Source organism: Nocardia sp. XZ_19_369 (assembly GCF_015355715.1).
Classification (GTDB): domain Bacteria; phylum Actinomycetota; class Actinomycetes; order Mycobacteriales; family Mycobacteriaceae; genus Nocardia.
Window position 1 is genome coordinate 28,542 of sequence record NZ_JACVED010000006.1, and the last position, 22,786, is coordinate 51,327.

Annotated in this window: 22 protein-coding genes and 1 tRNA gene; 13 read left to right on the plus strand and 10 right to left on the minus strand. The window is 65.5% G+C overall.

Translation table 11 applies throughout. From position 1 onward, the window contains the following. The first annotated feature begins 2 nt into the window (after positions 1-2). Entirely contained in the window at positions 3-473 is a 471-nt protein-coding gene (locus IBX18_RS22265; protein WP_194835529.1) for an SAM-dependent methyltransferase, read from the plus strand. Between the two features lie 100 nt (positions 474-573). Here IBX18_RS22265 and IBX18_RS22270 read toward each other — a convergent pair whose 3' ends face one another. Further along, positions 574-1,440, minus strand: a complete 867-nt coding sequence (locus IBX18_RS22270; protein WP_194835530.1) for a glycosyltransferase family 2 protein — start codon at positions 1,438-1,440, stop codon at positions 574-576. Between the two features lie 1,299 nt (positions 1,441-2,739). Here IBX18_RS22270 and IBX18_RS22275 point away from each other — a divergent pair. Next, on the plus strand, positions 2,740-4,479 hold the full coding sequence (locus IBX18_RS22275) for a recombinase family protein (RefSeq protein ID WP_194835531.1): 1,740 nt from the start codon (positions 2,740-2,742) through the stop codon (positions 4,477-4,479). On the opposite strand, the gene IBX18_RS22280 is transcribed toward IBX18_RS22275, so the two are convergent. Continuing rightward, positions 4,458-4,545: transfer RNA gene (locus tag IBX18_RS22280), tRNA-Leu, on the minus strand. The two genes, IBX18_RS22275 and IBX18_RS22280, sit on opposite strands and share 22 nt — an antisense overlap. 116 nt (positions 4,546-4,661) lie before the next feature. Next, positions 4,662-5,531 (minus strand): NAD(P)-binding domain-containing protein, encoded by an 870-nt coding sequence (locus tag IBX18_RS22285; RefSeq protein WP_194835532.1) that lies wholly within the window; start codon positions 5,529-5,531, stop codon positions 4,662-4,664. Positions 5,532-5,676: 145 nt separating this feature from the next. Here IBX18_RS22285 and IBX18_RS22290 point away from each other — a divergent pair, with 145 nt between their 5' ends. Continuing rightward, positions 5,677-6,036 (plus strand): helix-turn-helix domain-containing protein, encoded by a 360-nt coding sequence (locus tag IBX18_RS22290; RefSeq protein WP_194835533.1) that lies wholly within the window; start codon positions 5,677-5,679, stop codon positions 6,034-6,036. 3 nt (positions 6,037-6,039) lie between these two features. Here IBX18_RS22290 and IBX18_RS22295 read toward each other — a convergent pair whose 3' ends face one another. Then, positions 6,040-6,237, minus strand: a complete 198-nt coding sequence (locus tag IBX18_RS22295) for a hypothetical protein (RefSeq protein ID WP_194835534.1) — start codon at positions 6,235-6,237, stop codon at positions 6,040-6,042. 58 nt (positions 6,238-6,295) lie between these two features. Then, positions 6,296-7,180, minus strand: coding sequence for an arginase family protein (locus IBX18_RS22300; RefSeq protein WP_194835535.1), 885 nt, complete (start codon positions 7,178-7,180; stop codon positions 6,296-6,298). A gap of 248 nt (positions 7,181-7,428) precedes the next feature. Here IBX18_RS22300 and IBX18_RS22305 point away from each other — a divergent pair, with 248 nt between their 5' ends. Genes IBX18_RS22305 through IBX18_RS22320 form a run of 4 tightly spaced genes read left to right on the plus strand, consistent with a single transcriptional unit; the run spans position 7,429 to position 11,964 of the window. Continuing rightward, the gene (locus tag IBX18_RS22305) at positions 7,429-8,706 is read left to right on the plus strand and encodes an extracellular solute-binding protein (protein WP_306796358.1); all 1,278 of its coding nucleotides are present in this window, start codon (positions 7,429-7,431) and stop codon (positions 8,704-8,706) included. Positions 8,707-8,712: 6 nt separating this feature from the next. Then, the gene (locus tag IBX18_RS22310; protein WP_194835536.1) at positions 8,713-9,672 is read left to right on the plus strand and encodes a carbohydrate ABC transporter permease; all 960 of its coding nucleotides are present in this window, start codon (positions 8,713-8,715) and stop codon (positions 9,670-9,672) included. After that, positions 9,663-10,532 (plus strand): carbohydrate ABC transporter permease, encoded by an 870-nt coding sequence (locus IBX18_RS22315; protein ID WP_228541598.1) that lies wholly within the window; start codon positions 9,663-9,665, stop codon positions 10,530-10,532. The genes IBX18_RS22310 and IBX18_RS22315 overlap by 10 nt, the downstream gene beginning before the upstream one ends. Position 10,533: 1 nt before the next feature. Continuing rightward, positions 10,534-11,964, plus strand: a complete 1,431-nt coding sequence (locus IBX18_RS22320; protein WP_194835537.1) for a beta-N-acetylhexosaminidase — start codon at positions 10,534-10,536, stop codon at positions 11,962-11,964. Positions 11,965-12,357: 393 nt separating this feature from the next. On the opposite strand, the gene IBX18_RS22325 is transcribed toward IBX18_RS22320, so the two are convergent. Continuing rightward, positions 12,358-13,017, minus strand: a complete 660-nt coding sequence (locus tag IBX18_RS22325; protein WP_194835538.1) for a DUF4360 domain-containing protein — start codon at positions 13,015-13,017, stop codon at positions 12,358-12,360. Positions 13,018-13,212: 195 nt separating this feature from the next. Next, positions 13,213-14,094: a phosphotransferase enzyme family protein gene (locus IBX18_RS22330; RefSeq protein WP_194835539.1), complete on the minus strand. Its 882-nt coding sequence runs from the start codon at positions 14,092-14,094 to the stop codon at positions 13,213-13,215. 101 nt (positions 14,095-14,195) lie between these two features. Here IBX18_RS22330 and IBX18_RS22335 point away from each other — a divergent pair, with 101 nt between their 5' ends. The 3 genes from IBX18_RS22335 to IBX18_RS22345 all read left to right on the plus strand — a co-directional run bounded on the left by IBX18_RS22335 (position 14,196) and on the right by IBX18_RS22345 (position 15,917). Then, positions 14,196-14,483 (plus strand): hypothetical protein, encoded by a 288-nt coding sequence (locus IBX18_RS22335; protein WP_228541599.1) that lies wholly within the window; start codon positions 14,196-14,198, stop codon positions 14,481-14,483. Further along, positions 14,483-14,815: a ribbon-helix-helix protein, CopG family gene (locus IBX18_RS22340; protein ID WP_167768747.1), complete on the plus strand. Its 333-nt coding sequence runs from the start codon at positions 14,483-14,485 to the stop codon at positions 14,813-14,815. The genes IBX18_RS22335 and IBX18_RS22340 overlap by 1 nt, the downstream gene beginning before the upstream one ends. A 172-nt stretch (positions 14,816-14,987) precedes the next feature. Then, entirely contained in the window at positions 14,988-15,917 is a 930-nt protein-coding gene (locus tag IBX18_RS22345) for an NAD-dependent epimerase/dehydratase family protein (RefSeq protein WP_194835540.1), read from the plus strand. A gap of 1 nt (position 15,918) precedes the next feature. Here IBX18_RS22345 and IBX18_RS22350 read toward each other — a convergent pair whose 3' ends face one another. Continuing rightward, entirely contained in the window at positions 15,919-16,923 is a 1,005-nt protein-coding gene (locus tag IBX18_RS22350; protein WP_228541600.1) for an EamA family transporter, read from the minus strand. Between the two features lie 60 nt (positions 16,924-16,983). Here IBX18_RS22350 and IBX18_RS22355 point away from each other — a divergent pair, with 60 nt between their 5' ends. After that, positions 16,984-19,284: a GH92 family glycosyl hydrolase gene (locus IBX18_RS22355; RefSeq protein WP_194835541.1), complete on the plus strand. Its 2,301-nt coding sequence runs from the start codon at positions 16,984-16,986 to the stop codon at positions 19,282-19,284. A 130-nt stretch (positions 19,285-19,414) separates the two neighbouring features. Next, positions 19,415-20,749 (plus strand): M14 family zinc carboxypeptidase, encoded by a 1,335-nt coding sequence (locus IBX18_RS22360; protein ID WP_194835542.1) that lies wholly within the window; start codon positions 19,415-19,417, stop codon positions 20,747-20,749. Positions 20,750-21,090: 341 nt separating this feature from the next. On the opposite strand, the gene IBX18_RS22365 is transcribed toward IBX18_RS22360, so the two are convergent. Together IBX18_RS22365 and IBX18_RS22370 are read right to left on the minus strand one after the other, a co-directional pair. After that, positions 21,091-21,933, minus strand: a complete 843-nt coding sequence (locus IBX18_RS22365; RefSeq protein ID WP_194835543.1) for a hypothetical protein — start codon at positions 21,931-21,933, stop codon at positions 21,091-21,093. Continuing rightward, positions 21,930-22,589, minus strand: a complete 660-nt coding sequence (locus IBX18_RS22370; protein ID WP_194835544.1) for a hypothetical protein — start codon at positions 22,587-22,589, stop codon at positions 21,930-21,932. Before IBX18_RS22370 ends, IBX18_RS22365 begins: the two co-directional genes overlap by 4 nt. Between IBX18_RS22370 and IBX18_RS22375 the strand changes: the two genes are divergently transcribed. Then, a complete protein-coding gene (locus IBX18_RS22375; protein ID WP_194835545.1) occupies positions 22,588-22,758 on the plus strand; it encodes a hypothetical protein in 171 nt (56 codons plus the stop codon). The genes IBX18_RS22370 and IBX18_RS22375 overlap by 2 nt on opposite strands. Positions 22,759-22,786 lie beyond the last annotated feature (28 nt).

Consider the following 22,786-nt stretch of genomic DNA (forward strand, 5'->3'; position numbering starts at 1 on the left):
GTATGACTGACGAGGTGTTCGAAGTTGTTCCGATCGCACACGTGGTAGGTGGTCGCCGCGAGCCCACAGACGACCATTGGGGCGGTACCGAGACGATCATCCGCATCGATGACAGTCGGTTCACCGAGGAGTCTGTGCAGGGCTTAGACGCATTCAGCCACCTCGAGATCGTGTTCCGGTTCCATCTGACCGATCCAACAGACTTGCACTTCGGTGCCCGCAGCGCACGTGACAACCCTGACTGGCCGAAGGTCGGCATCTTTGGGCATCGGAACATGCGGCGCGTCAACTGGATTGGGGTATCCCGTACGCGATTGATAAAGGTTGACGGTCTGGATCTGCACGTAGCTGAGCTCGACGCCGTGGACGGCACACCCGTGCTGGACATCAAACCGTGGTTCGCGGAGTTCGGCCCGCGCGGCGACATCCGACAAGCGCCGTGGTCCGTGGAGATGCTGAGGGACTATTTCTAGAACATCCGCAATCCAGGAAGCGGTGCGGGCTCAGTGTCCGGCCGGGCGTGACGAGCTCGGTGAGGTCCCCGTGGCAGTCGCGTCAATGCCCGCCGCCCGACTAGCGACCGCGCGCCAGTGCAGTCCGCAGCACCGACAGCGCGCCACGCAGAACCAGTCCGGCCGCCACCAACGGAGCGAGCACGATCCACGGCGTCCCGCGGTTGTAGTCGACATAGAACCGCAGGGCGCTGCGGTGGTGGTTGCGGACCTTCCGGAACGGCGCGTGCCGCGTGCTCCCGCCCTCGCGATGCCGAATCTCGACCGCAGGGTCGAGCACGACGCGGTACCCGGCGCGGTGCATGTCCAGCGCGATCTTGGTTTCCTCGAAGTACATGAAGTACCGCTCGTCGTATCCGCCGACGGCGTCAAAAGCGGTGCGGCGGAACAGCATGCAGCACCCGGAGATCCAGTCCACATCGCTCACCGACGTCACGGCATTGCCGAAGTAGGCACGCGTGGCCGGGTTTTCAGGCCACACCGACCCGAGGACCGCGTGGGCGATGCCGATGCCTATCGACGGGAACCGACGACCGGTCGGATAGGGCGAGCCATCGAGCCGAGACACCCTGGGACCGATCAATCCGATCTTGTCGTCCGCGCGCGCCGTCTCCACCAACGCAGCAATCGCCCCAGGATCCAGCCGCGTGTCCGGATTTGCGATCAACAGCCACTCGGTATCCAACTCAGCGGCACCCTGGTTGATCGCGCGGGTCAGGCCAACGTTCTCCCGGTTGCGGACCACTCGTGCCCCGAACTTCTCAAGTATCTCGACACTGTCGTCGGTCGACGCATTATCCACGCCGACGACCTCGAGCACCAGCGGCTCGACCGCAGCAGGCAGCGACTCCAGAAACGGCGGCAGGTCCTCTGCGCTTGCGTAGGTGACCAGGACAAGGCCGACCGACTTCTCATCGCGGCGAGACATGCCGGGCAACTTATCACCCCAAGCCCATCGACACGTCAGAGATGTCGGCGGCAAGTCGAGCGGTCGGAAGGTTTCTACGACCGAACACCGGTTGCTCGTGTGCGCGTGGCGGATTCGATGACTTTCGAGCGGAAGCGAGCGTCCGAATCTGCCCGCGAGGCAAGGTCGTGGATTCTACTAATGCCCGGCATAGTTTTCAAGACCTCGGGTTCACACAATTTGTGTGAACTGGTCGCCTTCGGGATCGGTTAGCCTTGGGGCGCTTCCTTGTTCAGGGATGCGGTGGTCCAGTCCATCATCAGGATGGCCTGACGCCGCATCCTGAATAGGGAGGTATTCGGTGCCGAAAATGCATCGGAAGAAGACGAAGACCCCAACCGTTGAAGTTGGGGCCTTCATCTCTTGTCCTGGTCAGCTGTTGACGGTTCTGATCGTCTGGCTATTGATGCACTGACCTGGGGGGGCTAGCGTTCGCGCCAACGTTCGCTGGCCCCATCTTCCGAGGTCAGCATTGCACCGCCACGGAATTAACACTTAGTCCTAACTCAGTCATCCTATCGACAGGTGTCGACAGGTGTCGACAGGTGTCAGCTCACCGTTCGGCTGTGGCGCGAATGCTGAAGATCAGGTTTCATGGTGAGGGGAGAATCAGGCGGACGGTGAGGAGCTGTCCTTCATGCCCCTGCACGAAAACCGCCTCCCCCAGTCATCGAACGCTCAGGCGAATCGCAATGTCCCCGACAGCCGATGCGGAGCACACCAGCCCGTTCTCGGCCGGGACTCGGTATGACGCGTCGCGATCGCTCCAGCCGTGACAGTTCCGACCAAGACAGGCGTCGAAAGGTCGACGTGGTCTGTCCAGAGGACCCGCCTGCCCTGAATCCGGCGGCGGCTAGGGCACTCCTACGACTCATCCTGCGCTCTGCGGACGAACGTCACGACGCCGCAGGAGATGTCCAACCGGGGGCGTCGCCCGCATCGTCTGAGACTGATAGAGCGAGCCATCCACCTCCCACTGACGCTCCCAACCCCGCTGGTCGCCAGCGATCGGCGGATTCCCGGCGGTCTTCTCGTCCACCAAATCGTGCGATCGAGAACGTTGAGAAGCCACCGCAGTCAGGTGGTCGACGATCCCGTCGACGACGGACTACACCGGCCGACCGTGCGGACTCCTAGCGTCCGTACCTTGCATCCCGTCGCGATGCCACACCTTTGCGTCGCGGCCGCCAGCTGTGATCGCGAATGATGTCCGGGGGCATCATGGAGTACGCGCGCCAACAGACTGCCAAGGAGGAAGCGATGCCGAGCGAGACCAACGAATGGGCAGTGCTCGACGGGCTCCTCGGCATCGAAGTCACCGACCCGGAATCCGACGGGAGTCAGCGGCTCGCGTTCTACGGTCGTTGCTCGACCGAGGACAACCAGGACCCCGAGACCTCGTACGGCTGGCAGTCCGGCAATGCACAGAAGTTCGCCCCAGGCTCAATCGTCGCCTCGTACTTCGACGTTGGGCAGTCGCGATCGGTGCCGTGGCATCGCCGGACGCAGGCAGCGAAGCTGCTCGCCGATCTCAAGAATCCCAATCGAGGCTGGACTGCGATCGTCGTCGGCGAGGGCACACGCTGCTGGTTCGGCAACCAGTTCAGTCTCGTTGCCCCGCGAATTCAGGCTCACGGCGTCGACATCTGGGTGCCGGAGCTGGGCGGCAAGTACAACGCGAAGAACGCCACGCACAACATGATGATGAGCATGCTGGGCGGGCTCAGTGAGTCTGAGCGCCAGCATGTTCAGCAGCGCACTCGCGCCAGCATGGACGCGCAGGTGCTCAATGAAGGGCGTCACCAGGGTGGGCGCGCGCCCTACGGATACGTCGTGGTCGACGGACCGCCGCACCCCAATCCGCACCGCGCAGCGGACGGCCTGAAGCTCCGCATCCTCTCGATCGATGCGGCTGCGGCGCCGGTTGTTCAGCGCATCTTCCGCGAATACATCGGCGGCCGTGGCGATAAGGCGATCGCGGAAGGACTCAACCGCGACCAGATACCGTGCCCGTCAGCCCATCGCCCGGAACAGAACCGCCACCGCTCCGGAGATGGCTGGCAAGCACCCACAGTCGCCGCGATCCTGCAGAACCCGCGCTACACCGGCTACGCGGTGTTCGGTCGATGGACCAAGCGAGAAGAATTGATCGACCCCGATGACGTCGCCGCCGGGTACGCGATCCGGTTCGTACGAGCAACCGCAGATCGCATCATCCGCTCCCGCCGCCCTGCCCACCCTCAAATCGTCTCCGTCGAAGGATTCACCGAGGCACATCTAATCCGCCGAGGCCGGGCCGGCATCACCAACCGAGACCGCGCCAAACTCGAGCGCACCAGAACGCTGATCCCACGCCCGTACCTGCTGCGCGGCCACATCCGCTGCGACGCCTGCAACCGCAAGATGCAAGCCGAGCTGGTCGGCCAGAACGTCTATTACCGTTGCCGCGCAAGAACTCTCGCACCCGGCAGCGATGCGCTGACCGAGCACCCGAAGACGGTCAACCTGCGAGAATCAGTACTCGTCGACCCACTGAATGGTTGGCTCGCAACCCTTTTCGACCGCGAGCATCGAAACCAGACCATCGCGACCCTCCTGGAGGCCCAGGAAACCGACGACACAGATGCCGTTCGAACGCTCCTACGTCGCCGAATTACCGACGCGGACACAAAGTTACAACGCCACCTCGGAGCCATCGAAGCAGGCGTAGACCCGGCCGCTTTCGTGACTTCGATGAACGCAGCACAGGCAGAGAAGGCCGCAGCGCGGGCCGAACTCGACGCAATACCGAAGCCGATTCGACTGACCGAAACCGAGATGCACAAGCTGATCGAATCAGCAGGAGACATCCGCGCCGTACTGACAGCTGGAGCCCCGGAAGATAAGCAACTTCTCTACGAAGCCCTGAACATCCAGGTCCGATACCAGCACCGACAACAGCTCGCTGTTGTCAGTGCCAGCCTCCCTGGGTTTAGCACTGGTGTCCGGAGGGGGACTTGAACCCCCACGCCCGTTAAAGGGCACTAGCACCTCAAGCTAGCGCGTCTGCCATTCCGCCACCCGGACCGGTGGTGCTCAGCAAGATTATAGGATGTGGCGGCGTGGACCAAATCGCGGGCTGACCATGCGTTTTATCGAGGGGTTGGTGGGCTCCCGGGGTGTGAGTCGGGAGCCCGGTCCCGTCAGAGCAGTTCTTCGATGGTCCTGGCGAACTCCATAGCTCCGTGGCCGTCGGCGACTTGGCGGTCGATGAGGTTTTTGATGGGGGCGACGAAGTCGACGGTGACTCCTGCGTCTCGGGTGGCGCGGTTGATGGCGTCGAGGGCGGCTTTGTGGAAGGCGAGGGATTGGGTGGGGGTGGTGTAGTCGCCGCTGTCGATGATTTCGCCGTAGGCGGGGAGCATCTGGGCCATGGCGGTCACCCAGGGCATGGCTCGTTCGGCGAAGGCACTGGCGGAGACGCCTACGGAGCGCATCATCGCGGCGCCGTGCATGAAGCCGCCGAACATGGCGTACATGTTGGCGAGCAGGGCGAAGTCGTAGGTGGAGGCCAGTCCGGCGTCGTCGCCGAAATATTCTGCGGCGGCGAGCAATTCGAGGATTGCGCGGTGCTGGTCGAAGAGGGTCCGGGAACCGCTGTAGAGGATGGACGCGCCGGGCTGGCCGATCATGGGCGGGATTGCCATGATGCCGCCGTCGAGGTAGTCGATGCCGTGTGCGGCTGCCCAGGCGGCGAGTTCGCGGGCTTCCTCGGGGGCGGTGCTGGTGAGGTTGATGACCTGTTTGCCGGACAGCTGGTCGGCGACGGGGTCGAGGGTGGCGTGCACGGAGGCATGGTCGAAGAGGACGGCGATGATCGGGCCGCCGGCCTGGACGGCTTCGGCGACCGAGGCGGTGCCGTTGGCGCCGGCGGCGATGAGGTCGGCGTCCTTGCCGGGGGTGCGGTTCCACACGGTGGTCGGGTGGCCGGCCTTCAGCAGGGTTGCGGCCAGCGCCTGGCCCATGGCGCCGAGTCCGAGGACGGTCGCGGGGGTGTTCGTGGTTTCCGCCATTGCGGGGTCAACTCCTTGGAAAGTTTGCGAACAGGGGGTCAGCGCGCTGGAACCAAGGCTGCTCTTTGCCCGCTGCGGCGACAAGTACCTACTATTTAGTCCGGTACTTACCCATGGGTGTGTGAACAGGTAGCGAGGTCGGACGATGGGCGAAAAGAGATCCGGACCATACTTCTGCGGCATCGACGCGGCGATGGATGTGATCGGTGGCAAGTGGAAGGCGCTGATCCTGTGGGAGCTGGAGGCGCATGGGATCCGCCGCTTCGGCGAGCTGCGCCGGGGCCTGCCGGGCGTCTCGGAGAAGATGCTGATCCAGCAGCTGCGCGAGCTGGAGGAGGACGGGATCGTGTCGCGGGAGGTTTATCGCGAGGTGCCGCCGCGGGTGGAATACCAGCTCACCGAACTGGGTACCGCACTCAACCGCGCGCTCGAACCGCTCGGCTCCTGGGGTCGGGACCGCATAGACCGGATCGGTGCGGATCGGGTCCATCCGGTGAACGCGTGACGCCTATTGACGCTGGGAATCGGGCTGAACTGTTGCGGTAGACGGGTTTTCACCGGCGGGCGTCGGGATGTAGGGCAATGTCCGCACATGCTGATCGGTCGCGGGTAGCGGGTGCTCGGCCTTGGGCATCAGCCATAGCGCGAGGATTACGAGCAGCAGGGCCGCCGACCCACCGAGGATCGGTCGCCAGTAAACGAGCACATGCGGATGATCGGCAGCGGAGCTCAATTCGTTACCCGGAAGCGCGAATGTGCTTGCGTCAGGCCATTTCCGGGGTTTCGGTCAGTGCATCTGCGAGGTAGCTGACAATGCGTTGGGCCTGCAGGCCGTCCGAGTCGAGGTCGGGGTTGTAGATCGTCAATGTCATTCCGACACAACCGGGTTGGATGGCGGCGCCGGTGATGGCGGTGAGGTCCGACCAGTCCAGGCCGCCGGGTTGCGGGTAGTCCACGGCCGGCATCGCCGCGGTGGACAGCACGTCCAAATCCACGTGCAACCACCACGGGAAGCCGCGGCGACGGAAACGACCGACGGCGATTTCCGTGGGAACGGCGGCTTTTCCATGCAACTCGCGGTCGGTGAGCAGTGCGATGGTGGAGACCAACGACGGCACGCCAGCGTCATACAATTCTGCTGCGTCGCGGGGGCCGAGGGCCACGACCCGGGTGGGGTCGAGGGTGGGCAGCTGGGTTGCCAGCTCGGCCGGTAAGCCGGCGGGCGCCAGCATCAGTCCGAGTTCGCAGTCGGCCGCTTCGCCGGTAGTGCTTCGGTGCGGCGGCCACGCGTCTTCGTGTCCGTCGACGAAGACCAGTGCGACGTCGCCGAGTGCGTCTTGGGCACCACGCAGAGCGCCGAGCAGAACGGGACAGTCACCGCCGAGCACCACCGGGAACTCCCCCAGCACAACGCTTTCGACTACCGCAGTGCGGATGGAATTGGTTGTGGCAGTGAGCGATTCTTGGGACAGCAGGGCGCTCGCCGGGTCGCGTGCCGGCCGGGGCACACCGACATCGACGTCGCCGCGATCGCGTACATCGGGGCGACGAGTTCGTAATGCGCTGAGGAGTCCGGCTTCTCGCAATTCGGCAGGCGCGTTCGCCACTCCACCGGTGGTGCCGGCGGAGTTGAACGGTGCCCCGATCACGGTCAGCAGTGTCGGCTCTCCTCCCGCGCGGCAACTCGGCCACTACCGACGATAGACCTCAGCCGGCTTACCCGAGGCAAACTTCCACCGACGGTCACCACTGCGATGCGCGTCACATTCGCCTATTGAATGTGACCCAGCTTGGTGCTAAACATTGTGGCACGCAACGCAATACACGTTGCACTATATGCAACGAATGAATGGACCGAAGATTGATGCTGCACCGTGAATTCCGGTCAGGCGGGGCCGTGCGACGCGCACTGACGCTCGGAGCCGCACTGTTCCTGCTCGCCGGGTGCGCGCCGGTGCAGTCCGGCCCGGCGGGCTCGGGCGGTGACGAGAAGACCGGCACCGTCCGGGTCTGGCTATTCGACGAGGCGAACCGCGCGCCGAAGGAAGCGGTGGTCAACGAGGCGATCGCGGAGTTCAAGGCGACGCGGCCTGAGGTCGAGGTCGACGTGCAGTGGGTGCCGGTGGCCGCGCGCGCCGAGAAGTTCGCGGGCGCGTTCAACGACCCGGCCAGCGCGCCCGATCTCGCCGAGTTCGGCAATACCGACCTCGCCGGGTACGCCGTCACCGGCGCTTTCGCCGATCTCGGCGCCGATCTCGCGGCGTGGCCGGAGGGCAAGGACATCGACCCGTCCGTCCTGGAAACCGCGAAGTCCGGCGGAAAGGTCTACGGGCTGCCGTGGTACACCGGCATTCGCGCGCTGTACTACCGCACCGACATCTTCACCGAACTCGGCCTGCGACCGCCGACGACGCTGGCCGAACTCACCGACACGGCACGCCGTGTCCGCGCGAAACGTCCTGACCTCTACGGCATTTCGGTCGGCGGCAAGTACACCTACGCCATGCTGCCGTTCCTCTGGGCGCACGGCGGCGAGATCGCCGAGAACGACGGCACGATGTGGAACGCCACCCTCAACGCCGACCGGGCGAAGGACGGGATCACCCGCTACGCGGACCTGATCAAGGATGACATCTGCCCGCCGGCGCAGTGCGCGGACTTCACCGGTACCCAGAGCGTGCAGGCCTTCGCGGGCGGCAAGGCCGCGATGACGATCGGCGGCGACTTCAGTCGCAAGGCCATGGATCAGGGCGCGTCCAAGGACAAATACGCGGTGATCCCGCTGCCCGGCACCGAAACAGGTTCGGTCGCACCGGCCTTCGCGGGTGGGAACCTGCTCGGCGTCTTCCGCGCGAGCATGCGACGCGGTCTGGCCGTCGACTTCGTCCAATTGCTCGGTAGCGCAAAGTATCAGGAAAAGATGTACCGGGCGATGGGGAACCTGCCGACGCTGACCAGCGTGCAGCGGCAACTGGCGGCGAACGATCCCTTCCTCGCACCGTTCGTCGAAACGCTGCGTGCCGGAACGAAGTTCGTGCCGAGCACACCGGCGTGGTCGACGATCGACAGCCAGAACCTGCTGCCGACCGCGGTGCAGCAGATCGCCACCGGGGCCAAGGAACCCTCGGCGGCGTTGAACGCGGCGGCCGCCGCGATGAACAAGGCATTCAGGTAGGCGCACATGGCAATCCAGGAAATACCGATCATCACTCCCGCGCCGCGGCCTCCGGCGAAACCGCGTCGCATCAGCCGGGACACGCTCACCGCGTGGCTCTACCTTGCGCCCGCGGGGCTACTGCTCGCCGCCGTGCTGATCTATCCGATCTATCAGATCATCCTGATCTCGTTCTACGACTATGGGCAGGCGCAGGCCACCGGTGCCGCACCGCTGGAGTTCATCGGGCTGGGCAACTACCGAGAACTGCTCTCGGACAGCCAGTTCTGGCTCGTGCTCGCCAACACCTTCGTGTTCGGTGGGGTGTGCGTGGTCGGCGGACTAGTGGTCGGCACGGCCTTGGCGGTCCTCGCGACGCGCATCCGGGCGGTACCGCGGATGATCCTGTTCCTCGCGGCGCTCGGCGCGTGGGCGACGCCGGCCATGGCCGGCTCCTACGTCTGGCTCTTCCTGTTCGACGCCGACTTCGGCATCGTCAACGAAGCGCTGTCCGGTCTCGGGTTCCGTTCGATGGACGGGCACTCGTGGACCTTCGGCACGCTCAGCGCGTTCGCACTGGTTGCCGCCGAGGTGATCTGGTGTTCGTTCCCGTTCGTCATGGTGACCATGTACGCGGGCATCAAGGCGATCCCGGAGGAGGTACTGGAGGCCGCGGCGCTGGACGGCGCGTCGACGTGGCGGGCGGCTCGCTCGGTGATCCTGCCGATACTGAAGCCACTGCTGCTGATCGCGACGATCCAGTCGATCATCTGGGACTTCAAGGTGTTCACCCAGATCTATGTCATGACCAATGGCGGCGGTGTCGCCGGGCGCAACCTGGTGCTCAATGTCTACGCCTACCAAAAGGCCTTCGCCGGGCAGGAATACGGGCTCGGCTCAGCGATCGGAGTCCTGATGACGCTGTTGCTGTTGTCGATCACCGGGTTGTACGTCCGGTCCCAGCGCAGGAGCACCCCATGGCAGTGAAAATGATGCCGCGCGCCCCGCGCAAGCCGGCCCGTCTCGTCGCCGAGGTAGTCGCGGTGGTGATCGCCGGGTTCGTCGCCTTCCCGCTGTACTGGATGGCGCTGTCGGCGCTCAAGCCACCGGGCGAGATTCAGTCGGCCGACCCGAGGCCGTGGACCTTGGCGCCCAGCCTGGACAGTTTCACCCGGGTGCTCTCGATGAACGGTTTCGGGCGGTTCTTCCTCAACAGCTTGCTGATCGCCGTTGTCGTGGTGTTTCTTTCGCTGCTGTTGTCGTTCCTGTCCGCAGTGGCGTTGACCCGCTTCCGGTTTCGCGGGCGGACGGTGCTGCTGGTGATGATCCTGGTGGCGCAGATGGTTCCCGTGGAAGCGCTGACGATTCCGCTGTTCTTCCTGATGCGCTCGGTCGGCGGTACGGTTCCGGCGTTGGGGCTCAACGAACTCGGCTCGATCATGCTGGTGGACTTGGTGTTCAGTCTGCCGCTGGCCATCTGGCTGCTGCGCGGGTTCGTCGCGGCGGTGCCGGTCGAGTTGGAGGAGGCGGCGAAACTCGATGGGGCGAGCCGGCTTCGGTTCGCCTGGCAGATCCTGCTGCCGCTGGTGGCGCCCGGGCTGGTGTCGGTCAGTGTGCTGTCGTTCATCCACGCGTGGAACGACTTCCTGTTCGCCAAGACGTTCATCATCTCCAAAACCGAGAATCAGACGCTGCCGCAGGCGATCCTGGTGTTCTTCAAACCGGAGGACACCGATTGGGGCGCGGTGATGGCGGCCTCGACGCTGATGACGATTCCGGCGCTCGTGCTGTTCGTGCTCGTGCAGCGCAAGCTGGTCTCCGGGCTCGGCGGGGCGGTGAAGGGCTGACATGCCAGGATTCGACACGCTGCTCCCCCGGCCGGTTTCGGCGATCCCGCAAGCCGGCGTCTGCGCATGGCCTTCGGAGCTCGACGTGCGCATCGACAACGGCCTGCCGGCGGAGGGGTACCGGCTGGAGATCGCGACCAGCGGTATCACGCTCACCGTCGCGGATGATGCAGGCCGGAACCACGCGCAGCAGACCCTTCGTCAACTCGCCGGGCCGGATGCGTTCCGGGCCGCGATGATCAGGGCCGAGGGTCACCCCGTGCAATGCGGTGTGATCGAGGACTATCCGCGGTTCCGTTGGCGCGGTTGCTTGCTCGACGTCGCCCGCAATTTCCGCACCAAAGCTGAAGTCCTGCGATTCATCGACCTGCTCGCCGTGCACAAACTCAATGTGCTGCACCTGCACCTGACCGACGATCAAGGCTGGCGCATCGAGGTTCCCGAGTTCCCGAAGCTGACCGAAATCGGCTCGTGGCGAACGGGATCGATGGTCGGACGGCATGACGGGCCCGAGCGTGACGGGCGGCCGCACGGTGGCTTCTACACAACCGACGACCTTCGGGAGATCGTCGCGTACGCGGCCGAGCGGTCGATCACCGTGGTGCCGGAGATCGATGTGCCGGGTCATGCCCGTGCCGCGATCGCCGCCTATCCCGAACTCGGACCGAAACCCGAAAATGCCTGGGAGGTATGGACTTCCTGGGGTATCAGCACCTCGCTGCTCGATCCCACCGCGCATACGCTCGAGTTCTTCCGCCGGGTCTTCGATCATGTGCTGTCCGTGTTCCCGGCGCCCGTCATCGGAATCGGGGGCGACGAGGTTCCCGGCGCGACACCGGCGCACGCTCGCCTCGTCGCCGAGCTCGCCACGTATCTGGCCGCCCGTGGTCGACGGGCGCTGGGCTGGGATGAGGTGCTCGACGCAGGTACGTTGCCGCCCATGGTGATCGGTGCGTGGCGTGATGATGCCGCGGCCACTCGCGCGGTAGCGGCAGGCCACGAGGTGGTGCTGTGCCCGGAGGACCACCTCTACCTCGACCACCGTCAGTCGGATCACCCCGATGAACCGATCCCCGTGGGCTACCTGCGCACCCTGGAAGACGTGTACGGCTACGAGCCGCCGCTCGACGGACCGCAAATCATCGGCATGCAAGCTCAGCTGTGGAGCGAGCACCTGGACACGGTGCGGCGAGTCGACTACGCCGCCTTCCCCCGCCTCTGCGCGGTCGCCGAAGTCGCTTGGAGCCCCCCGGGCCGCAGTTACACCGAATTCCTCCCTCGGCTACGCGACCATCACCTCCCCCGCCTTGCGGCGCTCGGCGTCGAATACCGGCCGCTCAACGGCCCCCATCCGTGGCAAACCCGCCCGGATGTTCCCCCGACCGCCCACCGCCCCAACCACCTACCCATCCCCAGCCGGGCGTCCAGCTAGCGACGCTCGCCCGTGCCTGTTCACCTTCGAAAGGACCGCTCAGCCGCACCAGAGTTGGCAACGGCCACTTGCTGAGGCGCTGGCCTGATGGCGTCGGCGCAGTCGAATAGCGCTCTCGCGCGGTCACGTCATCGATGCCAGCTCACTCAGGAGTCCAGTCGATCGACTCTGCCCACGCTTCCGCCCGCTGAGTGATTTCGGCGATCAATGCCCCCTTGGCGGCGGCACGGGCGTTTTCTTCGCGCGTTCGCCGCTACAGGAAAAGGTGGGACGTATTTCGGACATGGACCAGACCTCTACCCGTGAATGAGGCACGGACAGAGGTCTGGTCCATTTCGAAGAGGTGTTGCGCGACTGAATGGATACTAAGCGGGCATCGCTATTGTCGAGGTATCAGCATTTCTTCCACGAGAAGTGATACGTGGTGTTGATTGCTCCGTCGACAGAATCCATGGTGATGAAACTGGTGGTCTTCTTCGGGTCCGACGTGCCGGCGTCCACCCGCAATTGGGTGTTGATATTGAAATTGCGGTATTCGCCACACGGCTTGTAGACGATCGCGCCGACCTCGGTCTTGTCGGTCACCTGCCAGTCGTCGTTCATGCCACCCTTGAACGTGTGGTCGATGAATGAGGTCGGCGAGTTGCCCTGGAAGTAGTATCTTGCCCTTTCCAGCGCCGTCGCCCCCTTCTCCAAGTGCGCGAAGCCGCGGTAGTCCGCCTGCGCGATCCCGTAGGTGAAGCCTTGTGGGACATGGACATCCAGGTTGATCTGGCAGTTCTTACGGAAGTCGGTCGGGTTCGACCCCACACCCACCTGCGCGGTGTACGCACTGTAGGTGACAGTGAAGGCGGTGTTGTCCGGCGATACCGCGACGGCCGCGGTTCCTTGTGGGCAGCCGGTGCCATTGACGGTCACCACGTCGATGACAATCTTGTCGGGGGGCGTCGGCATGTCCCGATCGTGCGTCGGCGCTCCAGAAGCCGGCGAGCCAGCCAGCGGAATAGCAAGCGCGAATATTGCTGCGCCGAGGATTGTTGCTTTTTTGTACATTTGGTGCCTCACAGTGCTCCGGGATCGGATGGAACTCACTGTAAGTCGTTTAAACCCGCCCGCAGCTCCCCAGCCGAACTGGGGAAAATATGTAAATTGCCCCGCCGCTACATAATTGGCGGCCGGTCCTCCGGATACGGCAATAGCCGTTGAATGTTGGAGTTTTCGGTGATCCCTTATCGCGGCCCGTTCGATTCACGGACGAAGCAGATGAAACGTATCCATACGCTTTCGATGGTACTCGAGATCGTCCTCGTCGTGCTCGACGCCGCGCGCGACCGCGAGGCCGAAATAGACTGCCTCCCTGCGCAATCGGTGCCGCATCAGTTGCGCGAGCGCCAAATCGTCCAGCTGCCCGACTGTCCCGCCTTCGGCGTGGTAATGGTCGACGAACTCGCGCGCGTCGGCGAGATCGCGACCCAGAACGTCGGCGAACTCCAATGCGGCGGACGCCAGTTCGACCTCCGGGGCGGCGACCAGTGCCTCATCCCAGTCGAGCACAGCGGTGACATGACCGTCCCGAGCCAGCAGATTGCCCTCGTAGTAGTCGCCGTGCAGGGGGTGCGGGCGGGCGGTTCGACTGAACTCGGCGAGCCACCGGTCCAGGTCGGGATCCGGCAGTTCCGGGGACGGCGCGCCGTCGAGCCCGATCTCGAGAAACGACTGCTTGGGCCGCGGCGGCGGTCGATGGTCCGCCAGCGCACGGTGCACGCGGGCCAAGAGCCGGGCCGCCTCGGCGAACTGCACCGGATCCTCGCTGCTGGCCCACTGCCCCTCGATCAGTGGCCACACGGTGATCGGGCGGCCCGCCACCAGCTGCACCGTCGACCCGTCCGCGCGCGGCAACGGCGCCACCGCCTCGGGCACCGTACGGGCAGTGGCGACCGCAATGCTGTTGCACCATTCGACCTCGGCCGGGTCGCGATCCAGCGCGCCGATCCGCACCACCACGTCGCCGACGCGGTAGGCCGCGGACTCCTCACCGCCGTGCAATCGCTCGCCGTCACCCTTGTACCCCCATTCGGCGGCAACGGCGGATCGGATGTCCTCGGTCAGCGGCAGGTCGACGTAGATCACGCATTACTTCTACCAGCGCGGCGGATCGGGACGCAGCTGGATTTCGTGGCAGGACGCGCCAGGTCCGCACCTCTAGCCACCAGGCGTAATACGCGGGTATTATGCGGAGTGTGGGTTTCGAGTGGCCTGATTGGGCGTTGGACATGCTCATCGGGATCTCTCCGAACGAGGTGATGCAGGTGCTGACCAAGCAGCGACGATGGCCACGCCGCGGTCGCGGCAGTACGGGCATCGAGATGCTCACGATCTGGGGTCGCACGGCCGCGGGCCGACCGCTGATCGTGGGCCTGCGCCAAGCCGAGCCTTGGCAATGGCAGATCGTCGCCGCCCGACCGATGAGCCCGGAGCAGGTGGCCGAGTTCGAAAAGTGGGAACAGGAGAACCAGTGATGGGCGACAACGACTTTCCGGCCACCCCGCAGGGCGTGGACGAGTTGATGGACAGCCTCGTCTTCGATGACGCACCGGTACGCGATGCCGACGTGCCGCCGCCGATGACGCCCGGCGAGGACATCATGGTGGTGCGCTCCCTGCGCCTCCCCCTCGACATGGACCAATCCATCAAGGCCGAAGCGCAGGCCCGCGGCATCTCCATGAGCGAACTCATCCGCGACTGGCTCGCCGTCGAACTCGCCGCCCTCGCCGACGACCAACCCATCTCCCGCGCCGACGCCTTGCGCGCACTCGCCGGTGTCCGGCCGATCCACCCCCGCGCCAGTTGACACGTCGACTCGAGAACCGCACACCCTTTCTGTGAGCTGCACACCCGCTATACCGGATGTGCGGTTCACACGAAGGGTGTGCGGCTCGCATAGGTGGGCGCAAGATTCACTACAGTGGCATTGCGCGCCTGGTCCACGACCTCACGGTGCAACGACTTCCGGAGGTCTTTCGATGAACGTGCTGGTACTGGGTGGCTACGGAGCGGTCGGCGCACACGTCGTCCGCCTACTGCGAGCGGACGGTCTGACCGCGCTGGCCGCCGGCCGAGACCCGGCCCGAGCGGACGTCGTACTCGACCTGTCCACTCCGGACAGTTTCACTGCTGCACTGAACGACGTTGCCGCAGTAGTCAATTGCGCAGGCTCCGAGGACATCCGACTGGCCGAGATATGCGCCGAACGCGGCATCCCGTTCCTGGATATCTCGGCCACAAGCGAATACGTGCAGAGCCTGGAGAAGATCGCGGGCCCGGTCGTCCTCGGCGTCGGTTTGGCCCCCGGCCTGACCACCCTGCTCGCGGTGGAAACCCTGGCCAACCACCGCGGCCCGGTCGACATCATGATCGGCCTCGGATCCGGCGAAAAGCACGGCCCCGCCGCAACGGCCTGGACCTACGGCTTACTCGGCAAGCACTTCCCCGACCCCGACGGCACCAGCATCCGAAACTTCACCAAGCCAACACGTTTCGAGACACCGAAAGAGTCCGGTTACAAGCCCGCCGCAGCCCTGCGCGCCGACTTCGCCGACCAGCACCGCCTCACCGAAGAATTCGGAGTGCCGGTGCGCACCTACCTCCGTCTCGATTCCCGCTCGGCCACTGCGGGTCTCGGCCTGCTCACCCGGGCACCTGCACTGAGTTCGCTTGCGCCGAAACGCATGCCGGGCAGCGACCGCTGGGTGGTACTCGCCCGCGCGGCGGACGGCTCGGCCCGCTGGGCGGCAGGCCGTGGCCAATCCCTGGCCACCGCCGTGGTCACCGCCGCCGTCGTGCGGGCGGTCCTCAACAGAACCCTCACCGCACCCACCTGGATCCACGAAATCCTCACTCTCGCCGACCTGCGGGATGCTCTGCACGACAGCGCAATCCAGCTCGAGAGCTGACTCAAGCGAGCGCAATGCCCGCGATGGAAGCTGCCGCCAGAACCAGCCCGACCACTTGTGTCCGAGTCACGCGCTCCCGTAACACAGTGAGCCCGAGCACAACTGGAATGACGGGATACAGCGCCGCCAGCACCACGGCGATCGCAAGCAACTGCTGCCAAGTGGCCCAGGTATAGAGCACCACCCCCGCCGTACCGAGCGCCCCGGTCCCGACCGCCCCGAGCAGCAGCCGAGGACGCATCCGCAGCGACGCGTGCACGCCCACCGCGAGCGGCACGATCGCAACCACCGAGGCGAACCGGCTGACCACCAGCGGCCACAACCCGGCCGCCGAGTCGATCCGGGCCAACGCGATGAATTGCAAAGCAAACCCGGCGCCCGCGATCAGCCCATCGACGCTGCCACCACTGAGGCGTTCATCGTCGTCGCAAGACCGGGAAACCAACCACATCGCCGGCCCGGCGGCAGCAATCCCAACCCAGCTCAGCAACGACGGCCGCTCTCCCAACAGCAACACACCCACCATCACCGGCAGCATCAACGCACCGACGTCGCTCAACGGCACCACCACACTCAACCGACCCCCGCTGACCCCGCGATAAAGGAACGTGACCCCGAGCCCGGTCCCGATCCCGGACAACGCCCCCCACGCCAGCGCCGACGCCGTAACGTGCGGCGCCGCGACCAACGGAACCGCAGCCAGAATCAACACACTCCCGCCGATCTGCGCATACAACGCCACCGCCGTGGCATCGGCGCGACGCGAAAGCAACGCGCTCAGAAAGTGCGTAGTGCCGAAGCACACCGCCGATGCCAACGCCAGTAGTTCCCCCACACCCATGATCGATACCTCCCGCCGTCGCGATCCAGCCCGCGCCCCGGCCTGATCTTGTACTGCTGCTGCGTAACCGGCTGCGCGGTCTCGAAAACCCCGACACACCGCCCACCACCACCGGCAAACAACGAATGCGCAGATCAGCGGCGTGTCGGTCGTTCCGGCGAACATCCCGATGCCAGGATGGACGGGCACAGAGGCAACGTTGTCGCCAGCTCGCCGAGGAGAGGTATGTCGCGTCGCCGTCTTGCCGGCATCGTTGTTCCCTTGCTGCTCCCCTTCATTCCCGTTGCCGCACACGCCGAGACGGCGGTCGATTCCAGCAGGTACGTGAACCCGTTCGTCGGGACCCAGGACGGCGGCCCCGATTTCGGCCACGGCGGCGGCGCGGGCATGACCTTTCCCGGCGCGGTCGCACCGTTCGGGATGATGCAGTGGAGTCCGGACACGGTGCGCACCGCGGGCGGCGGCTACAAGTACGAGGATAACCGCCTCTACGGCTTCTCGATGACGCACATTTCCGGCCCGGGTTGCACGGGCGCGCAGGACTTTCCGGTCCTGCCGATCTCCGGCATCATCGGCCGGTCACCGGCCGTCGACGGCGCGGGTTACCTGCAAACCTTCGATCACGCCGACGAGCAGGCGAGCCCGGGCTACTACCGGGTCACCACCGACAGCGGCGTGCAAACCGAACTGACCGCGTCGACCAGGGCCGGTGTCGCCCGCTTCAGCTTCCCCAAGGACAAGCCGGGCACGCTGCTGCTCGACGTCACCGGCTCGGTGAACGGAGTCGACGACGCCGAGATCGCCATCGACGGAAACACAGTCTCCGGCTGGGCACTCACGGGCGGTTTCTGCGGCTCGCGCGGCCGCTACCGGGTCTACTTCCACGCCACCTTCGACCGCCCGTTCACCGCGTCGGGCAGCTGGCAGGACAACGTGATCAAGCCGGGCACGACCAGCACCCGTGGTGCGGCACCGACCCGGCGCACGAAATCCGGTGAGATCGCCAGCAACGGCCTCGGCACCGGCCTCTTCCTGCAATTCGATTCCGCTCAGCCGGTCCAGATGCGCACCGGCCTGTCCTACGTCAGCCTCGACGGCGCCCGCGCCAATCTCGCCGCCGAGATCGGCCCGAAGGATTTCGACACCGTCCGGGTGGACGCGCGCGAAGCGTGGCGGCGCAGGCTCGATCAGATCCAGGTGACCGGCGGCGACCAGGATCGATTGCGCACCTTCTACTCCGCGCTCTACCACGTGTTCCTGCAGCCGTACATCTTCGACGACGTCGACGGCAGCTACACCGGTTTCGACGGCGAGACACACCGGGTGCGCCCGGGACACCACTACTACGCCACGTTCTCCGGTTGGGACATCTACCGCAGCGAGACCCAGCTGCTCGCCTGGTTGGCACCCGATGTCGCTTCCGACATTGCCCAGTCGATGTACGACAACGCGCGCGTCCTCGGCAACGTCTGGGACCGGTGGTCGCATCAGAACACCGTCACCGGCGTGATGAACGGCGACCCGTACCACTCGATCATCGCCAGCACGTACGCCTTCGGAGCGCGTGACTTCGACGCTCGGGAAGCACTCGATTCGATGGTCGAGGGTGCGCAGCGCATCGGCGAGAAGTCCGGCTACACCGAACGACCGGCCAACGAGCATTACCAGCGGCTCGGCTGGGTGCCCGGTCAGGTCTCCGACACCCTCGAATACAACATCGCCGACTTCGGCATCGCCCAGCTGGCGCACCGCCTCGGCGAACGCAGCATCCACGACAGGTTCCTGCGCAGCTCTCATGGCTGGCAGCACCTGTACAACCCCATGACGAAATGGCTGCAACCCCGGTCCGCCGAAGGTATCTTCAATCCCTTCTTCGACCCGGCGGGCACCGACGGATACGTGGAAGGCAACGGCGCGCAATACCATTGGATGACCTTTCACGATGTCCGCGCCCTCTTCGACATGATGGGCGGCAACGCCGAGGCGGCAGGCCGGCTGGACACTTTCTTCAGTCAGCTGAACGCGGGCCCGCACGCCCCCTTCGCGTACCTCGGCAACGAGCCGACGCTGCAAACGCCGTGGCTGTACGCCTGGGCCGGCCTGCCCTACCGGACTCAGGAGGTCGTCCGGCGCGCCCGCACCGAACTCTTCAGCCCGACGCCGAACGGCCTGGCAGGCAACGACGATCTCGGCACCATGTCGGCCTGGTACGTCTGGGCCGCACTCGGCCTCTACCCCGTAATCCCTGGCCGCGCTGAGCTTTTCGTGCACGGACCGGCCTTCACGAACGCCGAGATCCGCCGCTCGTCCGGCGAGCGCATCACCATCAGCGCGCCCGAAGCCACCGATGCCGCACCGTACGTCCGGGCATTGCGGGTCAACGGCGCGGACACCACGAAGGCCTGGCTACCCGAATCCTTCGCACTGTCCGGCGGCCGCCTCGACTTCACCATGGGCGCCGAACCGGACGCACGGTTCGGAACCGCCGCAGCCGACGCGCCGCCCTCATTCGGTGTGCCCCGCTAGGCGCCCATTCATACGGTCATCGGATGTTGAAAAGCAATTCCGCGGAAGCCGTTTCGCTGACGGCAAACCGACCCATTCGACGCCGACCGCGGCCACTATTGATGAGGGCGGAGGATGAGGTTATTCGGCGGTGGATGAGGTCAGCGAAATCGTCGGCGTGGTCGAGCGGATCGACACGTTTCCGACAGTGGACGAATTGAACGAGTACGTCGACAAACTCGCCGGCGCGCTGCCGGATCGGGTGGTGGTCGCCGAGATCGGCAGATCGCGTGGGGGCGATCCGATTCGGGCGGTGCGGGTCGGCGCGGGTGCCCCGCAGGTGGTGATCATCGGCAATCCACATCCGAACGAGCCGATCGGCATGGCGACGATCCGCCACCTGCTCGGCAGGCTGACCAGGGATGACGCGCGAACCCTCGGCGCTACCTGGCATTTCCTGCTGTGTCTGGATCCCGACGGCACCCGGTTGAACGAAGGGTGGTTCGCCGGTGCGCGCAGCAGATCCGGCGTCGCGCGCGGTTTCTACCGTCCGCCCGCGGCCGAGCAACCGGAGTGGTGCTTTCCGACCAACTGGCTCGGCACCGCGGTCGGTGCGCCACTCCCGGAGACGCTCGCGCTGATGGGCTTGATCGATCAGACCCGTCCCGCGCTGATCGTTTCGCTGCACAACGCCGATTTCGGCGGCGGATTCTTCTACGCCACCGGCGGCGATCGCGACTACTGGACCGCGCTCACCGACCAGCTGACCGCGGCGGGCGTGCCCATTTACCAGGGGCCACCCGACGTGCCCGGCGCACGCACCTGGGCGCCGGGCGTGTTCGAGCTGCCGTCGTTCCAGCGGATCGCCGAGACCTTGACCGCCGAGGGCGTCGAGCCGCTGGCGATGATGTACGGCGGTGGCATTCGTGATTATGCGGCGGCCCACGGGACCGCGCTGCTGGTGTGCGAGTTGCCGATGTGGGTCGACGCGCGAGTCACCGACGGCACTCCGAGCGGCCACACGCTGGCGAGCGTGTTGCATTCCACCGCAACGGCTTACGAGGAGATCGCCGAGATCGTGAGCGGCGTGCTCGAGCGAATCTCCGGGCAGTTGGCCGGACGGTCGCCGTTCGAGCGGGCACTGACCGATACCGTGCGCGCCCTGCGCGGCAACGCCATCGCCAAACGCTCCGCCACCGAGTCGCGCGTCGCCACCCGCGGCGAGGTTTTCATCGAGGAGTACGTCTGGGTCGGCGTCGCCCGCCTGCGCGCGGGCGGCATGCTGCTGCGCCTGCTCGACAGCGCACCGCACCGCGAGCGTTGCGCCGCGGAACGCGCCCGGTTCACCGCGATCTTCGAAAAGTGGTGCGGCGACATCGAAACCAACGCCCCCGGGCACTCGATCCCGGTGCACCGCCTGGTCACGATGCAATCGATGGCGATCGTCACCGCCGTCACGCGACTACGCGGCGGCCTCCCTGTTTGACGCAGGTGCGACGAGGCGCGGAGTCCGGCGACGAGCAAGACCAGCGTGCACCCGGCCCAGCGACACGACGCGGACCCCCGAACGCGGCCAGACGAGTATGCGCCTCGCCTACCGCGCGGCCAAGACGTTCCGTGCCAGCCGGAGGATCGAGGACTAAACCGCCGAGCTGCAGGTGTGCCGTACTGGGACTGGCAGGCGTACCCGAACAGGCAGACGAGGCGCACCCCAGCCGAGCAACACAATGCGCACCGCAGTTACCCGGCCAGACGGCACCACGCAGATCCCAACGCGGACAGGCGAATACGCGCCCCGATCGGTAACCGGGGCGCGTATTCGGTCGATCAGTAACCGAACTGCCGCAAAATCGGCCCGCACACGTGCCATTCATCGCCACCGTCGTGCGCCTCATGATAGAGGTGCGCGACGTACCACATCACGATGTCCTGACCATCGGTGTTCTCACCGTTGACGTGCCGCCAGAGCTCGTCGTCGTTCGCGTTGCCCAGCGCACCACCGAGATCCTCGGGCCCGTGATAGGCGGTGATCGCGACGTCGAGCCGGGAGAACCAGTCGCTGGCACCGTCGAACGGCCCCTTGTCGATGAGGAACCCGCGGCCGGTGCCCTTGTTGATGACCGCCCAGCGATTGTCGCCGATGTGAATCGAGGACAGCTCGTTCTTCCGTGGGATCCAGCCGGGACCGTAGCCCCAATCCTGGCTCGTCAGTGCGTGTTGCAGCGCAAGGTTGTTCGCGGCACCGTCGATGTCCCAGTCGAATCGCCAGTAGGTGTGGTGGCGATGATTGGCCGGATGTTGCAGGCCGGCGCTGTAGAGCTGCGGCAGGATGATGCCGTCGCTGCGGAAGATCCACCGGTTCAGCAGGCGGTAGCGCCCGATGACGTGGTAGCTCTCCACCACCAGGAACCGGTGGTCCGGAGCGCTGCCCTCGTAGATCGCCACGGGCCGTTGCATATTGCCGCTGCTGAGCGGGTCCTTGTACGGTCCGCCCGCGCCGCCGTCGTATTGCACGCGGATCATCGGCAGGCTGGCCCGGTGCAGCACCTTGATGCCCTTGTAGAAGACGTCACGGAAAGCGATGGCTTCGCTCTTCCCGTCGACCACCTCCCAGTAGAACCGCCAGACCGGAGCCTCGGGCGGCCAACTGACTGTCCCTGAGCTACTCATGACCGGCCTCCGGAAATCAGGCCGACCTCGGCCACGTCTTCCGCACTCAGATCCACGATCGCGAAGGCGGTGGGCACCCGCCGATCCGCGGGCCCGAACCGCAGGTCCACGAGTCGATGCCGATAGCGCGAACTGTGAAAATTCACGTCCTCGACGATCAGCCCGGCGCCAGTGTCGACGTCGATGCCGTGCTCGGCGAGCCGGCCGTCCCGGCGCACCAATTCGATGGCGCGAGCTTCCTCGACCTCGGACATGGCGGGCTGGTTCAGCGTCTCGTGCAGCTCGACGAGCGACCGCGTGGTCACGTCGACGATCGCCTCGACGACGACATCGTCGGAATAGTTGTAGATGACGACCACCGGATATTCGGTGTCCCGGTCCAGGAATCGGGTTCCGACGCTGATGATCTCGTACCGCTTGCCGTCGAGCAGGTCGTTGACGCCCGCCTGGCTCAGCGCTACCTCGGGTGCGACGGCCGCCGCTTCGTCGGTCGCTCGAAGGTCCCGCGCCTCGGAATACACCGGGGTGGTCTGCACCGGCGGGAGCAGTTCGCTCCAGTCGCGCGCGTCGGAAAACTTCGGATCGATGACGGGCCCGAGATCGATGATCTCGGTGCGCAGAAATCCCGGAGGCGGAAGGGTGAATCTTTCGGCCATGAGCGAACTCCATGCTCTTGGTAACTACCGCGCGGTTTTCCGCGCCCTCTCATCCTTCGACGCCGCGCTGAACGGGTCGCGAGTACTTCTGTACTCCACTTACACCAGCCCGAATCTGCGCCCCGCCCAGGTAGCTGACCGGTACCTGGATACGCCGAACGGGACATGACCGAGCGTGTCATGTCCCGTTCGGGCGG

Excerpts from the sequence above, each read along its gene's own strand:
- IBX18_RS22265 (WP_194835529.1), top strand. The coding sequence starts at position 3 with ATGACTGACGAGGTGTTCGAAGTTGTTCCGATCGCACACGTGGTAGGT.
- IBX18_RS22270 (WP_194835530.1), bottom strand. The coding sequence starts at position 1,440 with ATGTCTCGCCGCGATGAGAAGTCGGTCGGCCTTGTCCTGGTCACCTAC.
- IBX18_RS22275 (WP_194835531.1), top strand. The coding sequence starts at position 2,740 with ATGCCGAGCGAGACCAACGAATGGGCAGTGCTCGACGGGCTCCTCGGC.
- IBX18_RS22285 (WP_194835532.1), bottom strand. The coding sequence starts at position 5,531 with ATGGCGGAAACCACGAACACCCCCGCGACCGTCCTCGGACTCGGCGCC.
- IBX18_RS22290 (WP_194835533.1), top strand. The coding sequence starts at position 5,677 with ATGGGCGAAAAGAGATCCGGACCATACTTCTGCGGCATCGACGCGGCG.
- IBX18_RS22310 (WP_194835536.1), top strand. The coding sequence starts at position 8,713 with ATGGCAATCCAGGAAATACCGATCATCACTCCCGCGCCGCGGCCTCCG.
- IBX18_RS22315 (WP_228541598.1), top strand. The coding sequence starts at position 9,663 with ATGGCAGTGAAAATGATGCCGCGCGCCCCGCGCAAGCCGGCCCGTCTC.
- IBX18_RS22320 (WP_194835537.1), top strand. The coding sequence starts at position 10,534 with ATGCCAGGATTCGACACGCTGCTCCCCCGGCCGGTTTCGGCGATCCCG.
- IBX18_RS22325 (WP_194835538.1), bottom strand. The coding sequence starts at position 13,017 with ATGTACAAAAAAGCAACAATCCTCGGCGCAGCAATATTCGCGCTTGCT.
- IBX18_RS22335 (WP_228541599.1), top strand. The coding sequence starts at position 14,196 with ATGCGGAGTGTGGGTTTCGAGTGGCCTGATTGGGCGTTGGACATGCTC.
- IBX18_RS22340 (WP_167768747.1), top strand. The coding sequence starts at position 14,483 with ATGGGCGACAACGACTTTCCGGCCACCCCGCAGGGCGTGGACGAGTTG.
- IBX18_RS22345 (WP_194835540.1), top strand. The coding sequence starts at position 14,988 with ATGAACGTGCTGGTACTGGGTGGCTACGGAGCGGTCGGCGCACACGTC.
- IBX18_RS22350 (WP_228541600.1), bottom strand. The coding sequence starts at position 16,923 with ATGTTCGCCGGAACGACCGACACGCCGCTGATCTGCGCATTCGTTGTT.
- IBX18_RS22355 (WP_194835541.1), top strand. The coding sequence starts at position 16,984 with ATGTCGCGTCGCCGTCTTGCCGGCATCGTTGTTCCCTTGCTGCTCCCC.
- IBX18_RS22365 (WP_194835543.1), bottom strand. The coding sequence starts at position 21,933 with ATGAGTAGCTCAGGGACAGTCAGTTGGCCGCCCGAGGCTCCGGTCTGG.
- IBX18_RS22375 (WP_194835545.1), top strand. The coding sequence starts at position 22,588 with ATGAGCGAACTCCATGCTCTTGGTAACTACCGCGCGGTTTTCCGCGCC.
- IBX18_RS22370 (WP_194835544.1), bottom strand. The coding sequence starts at position 22,589 with ATGGCCGAAAGATTCACCCTTCCGCCTCCGGGATTTCTGCGCACCGAG.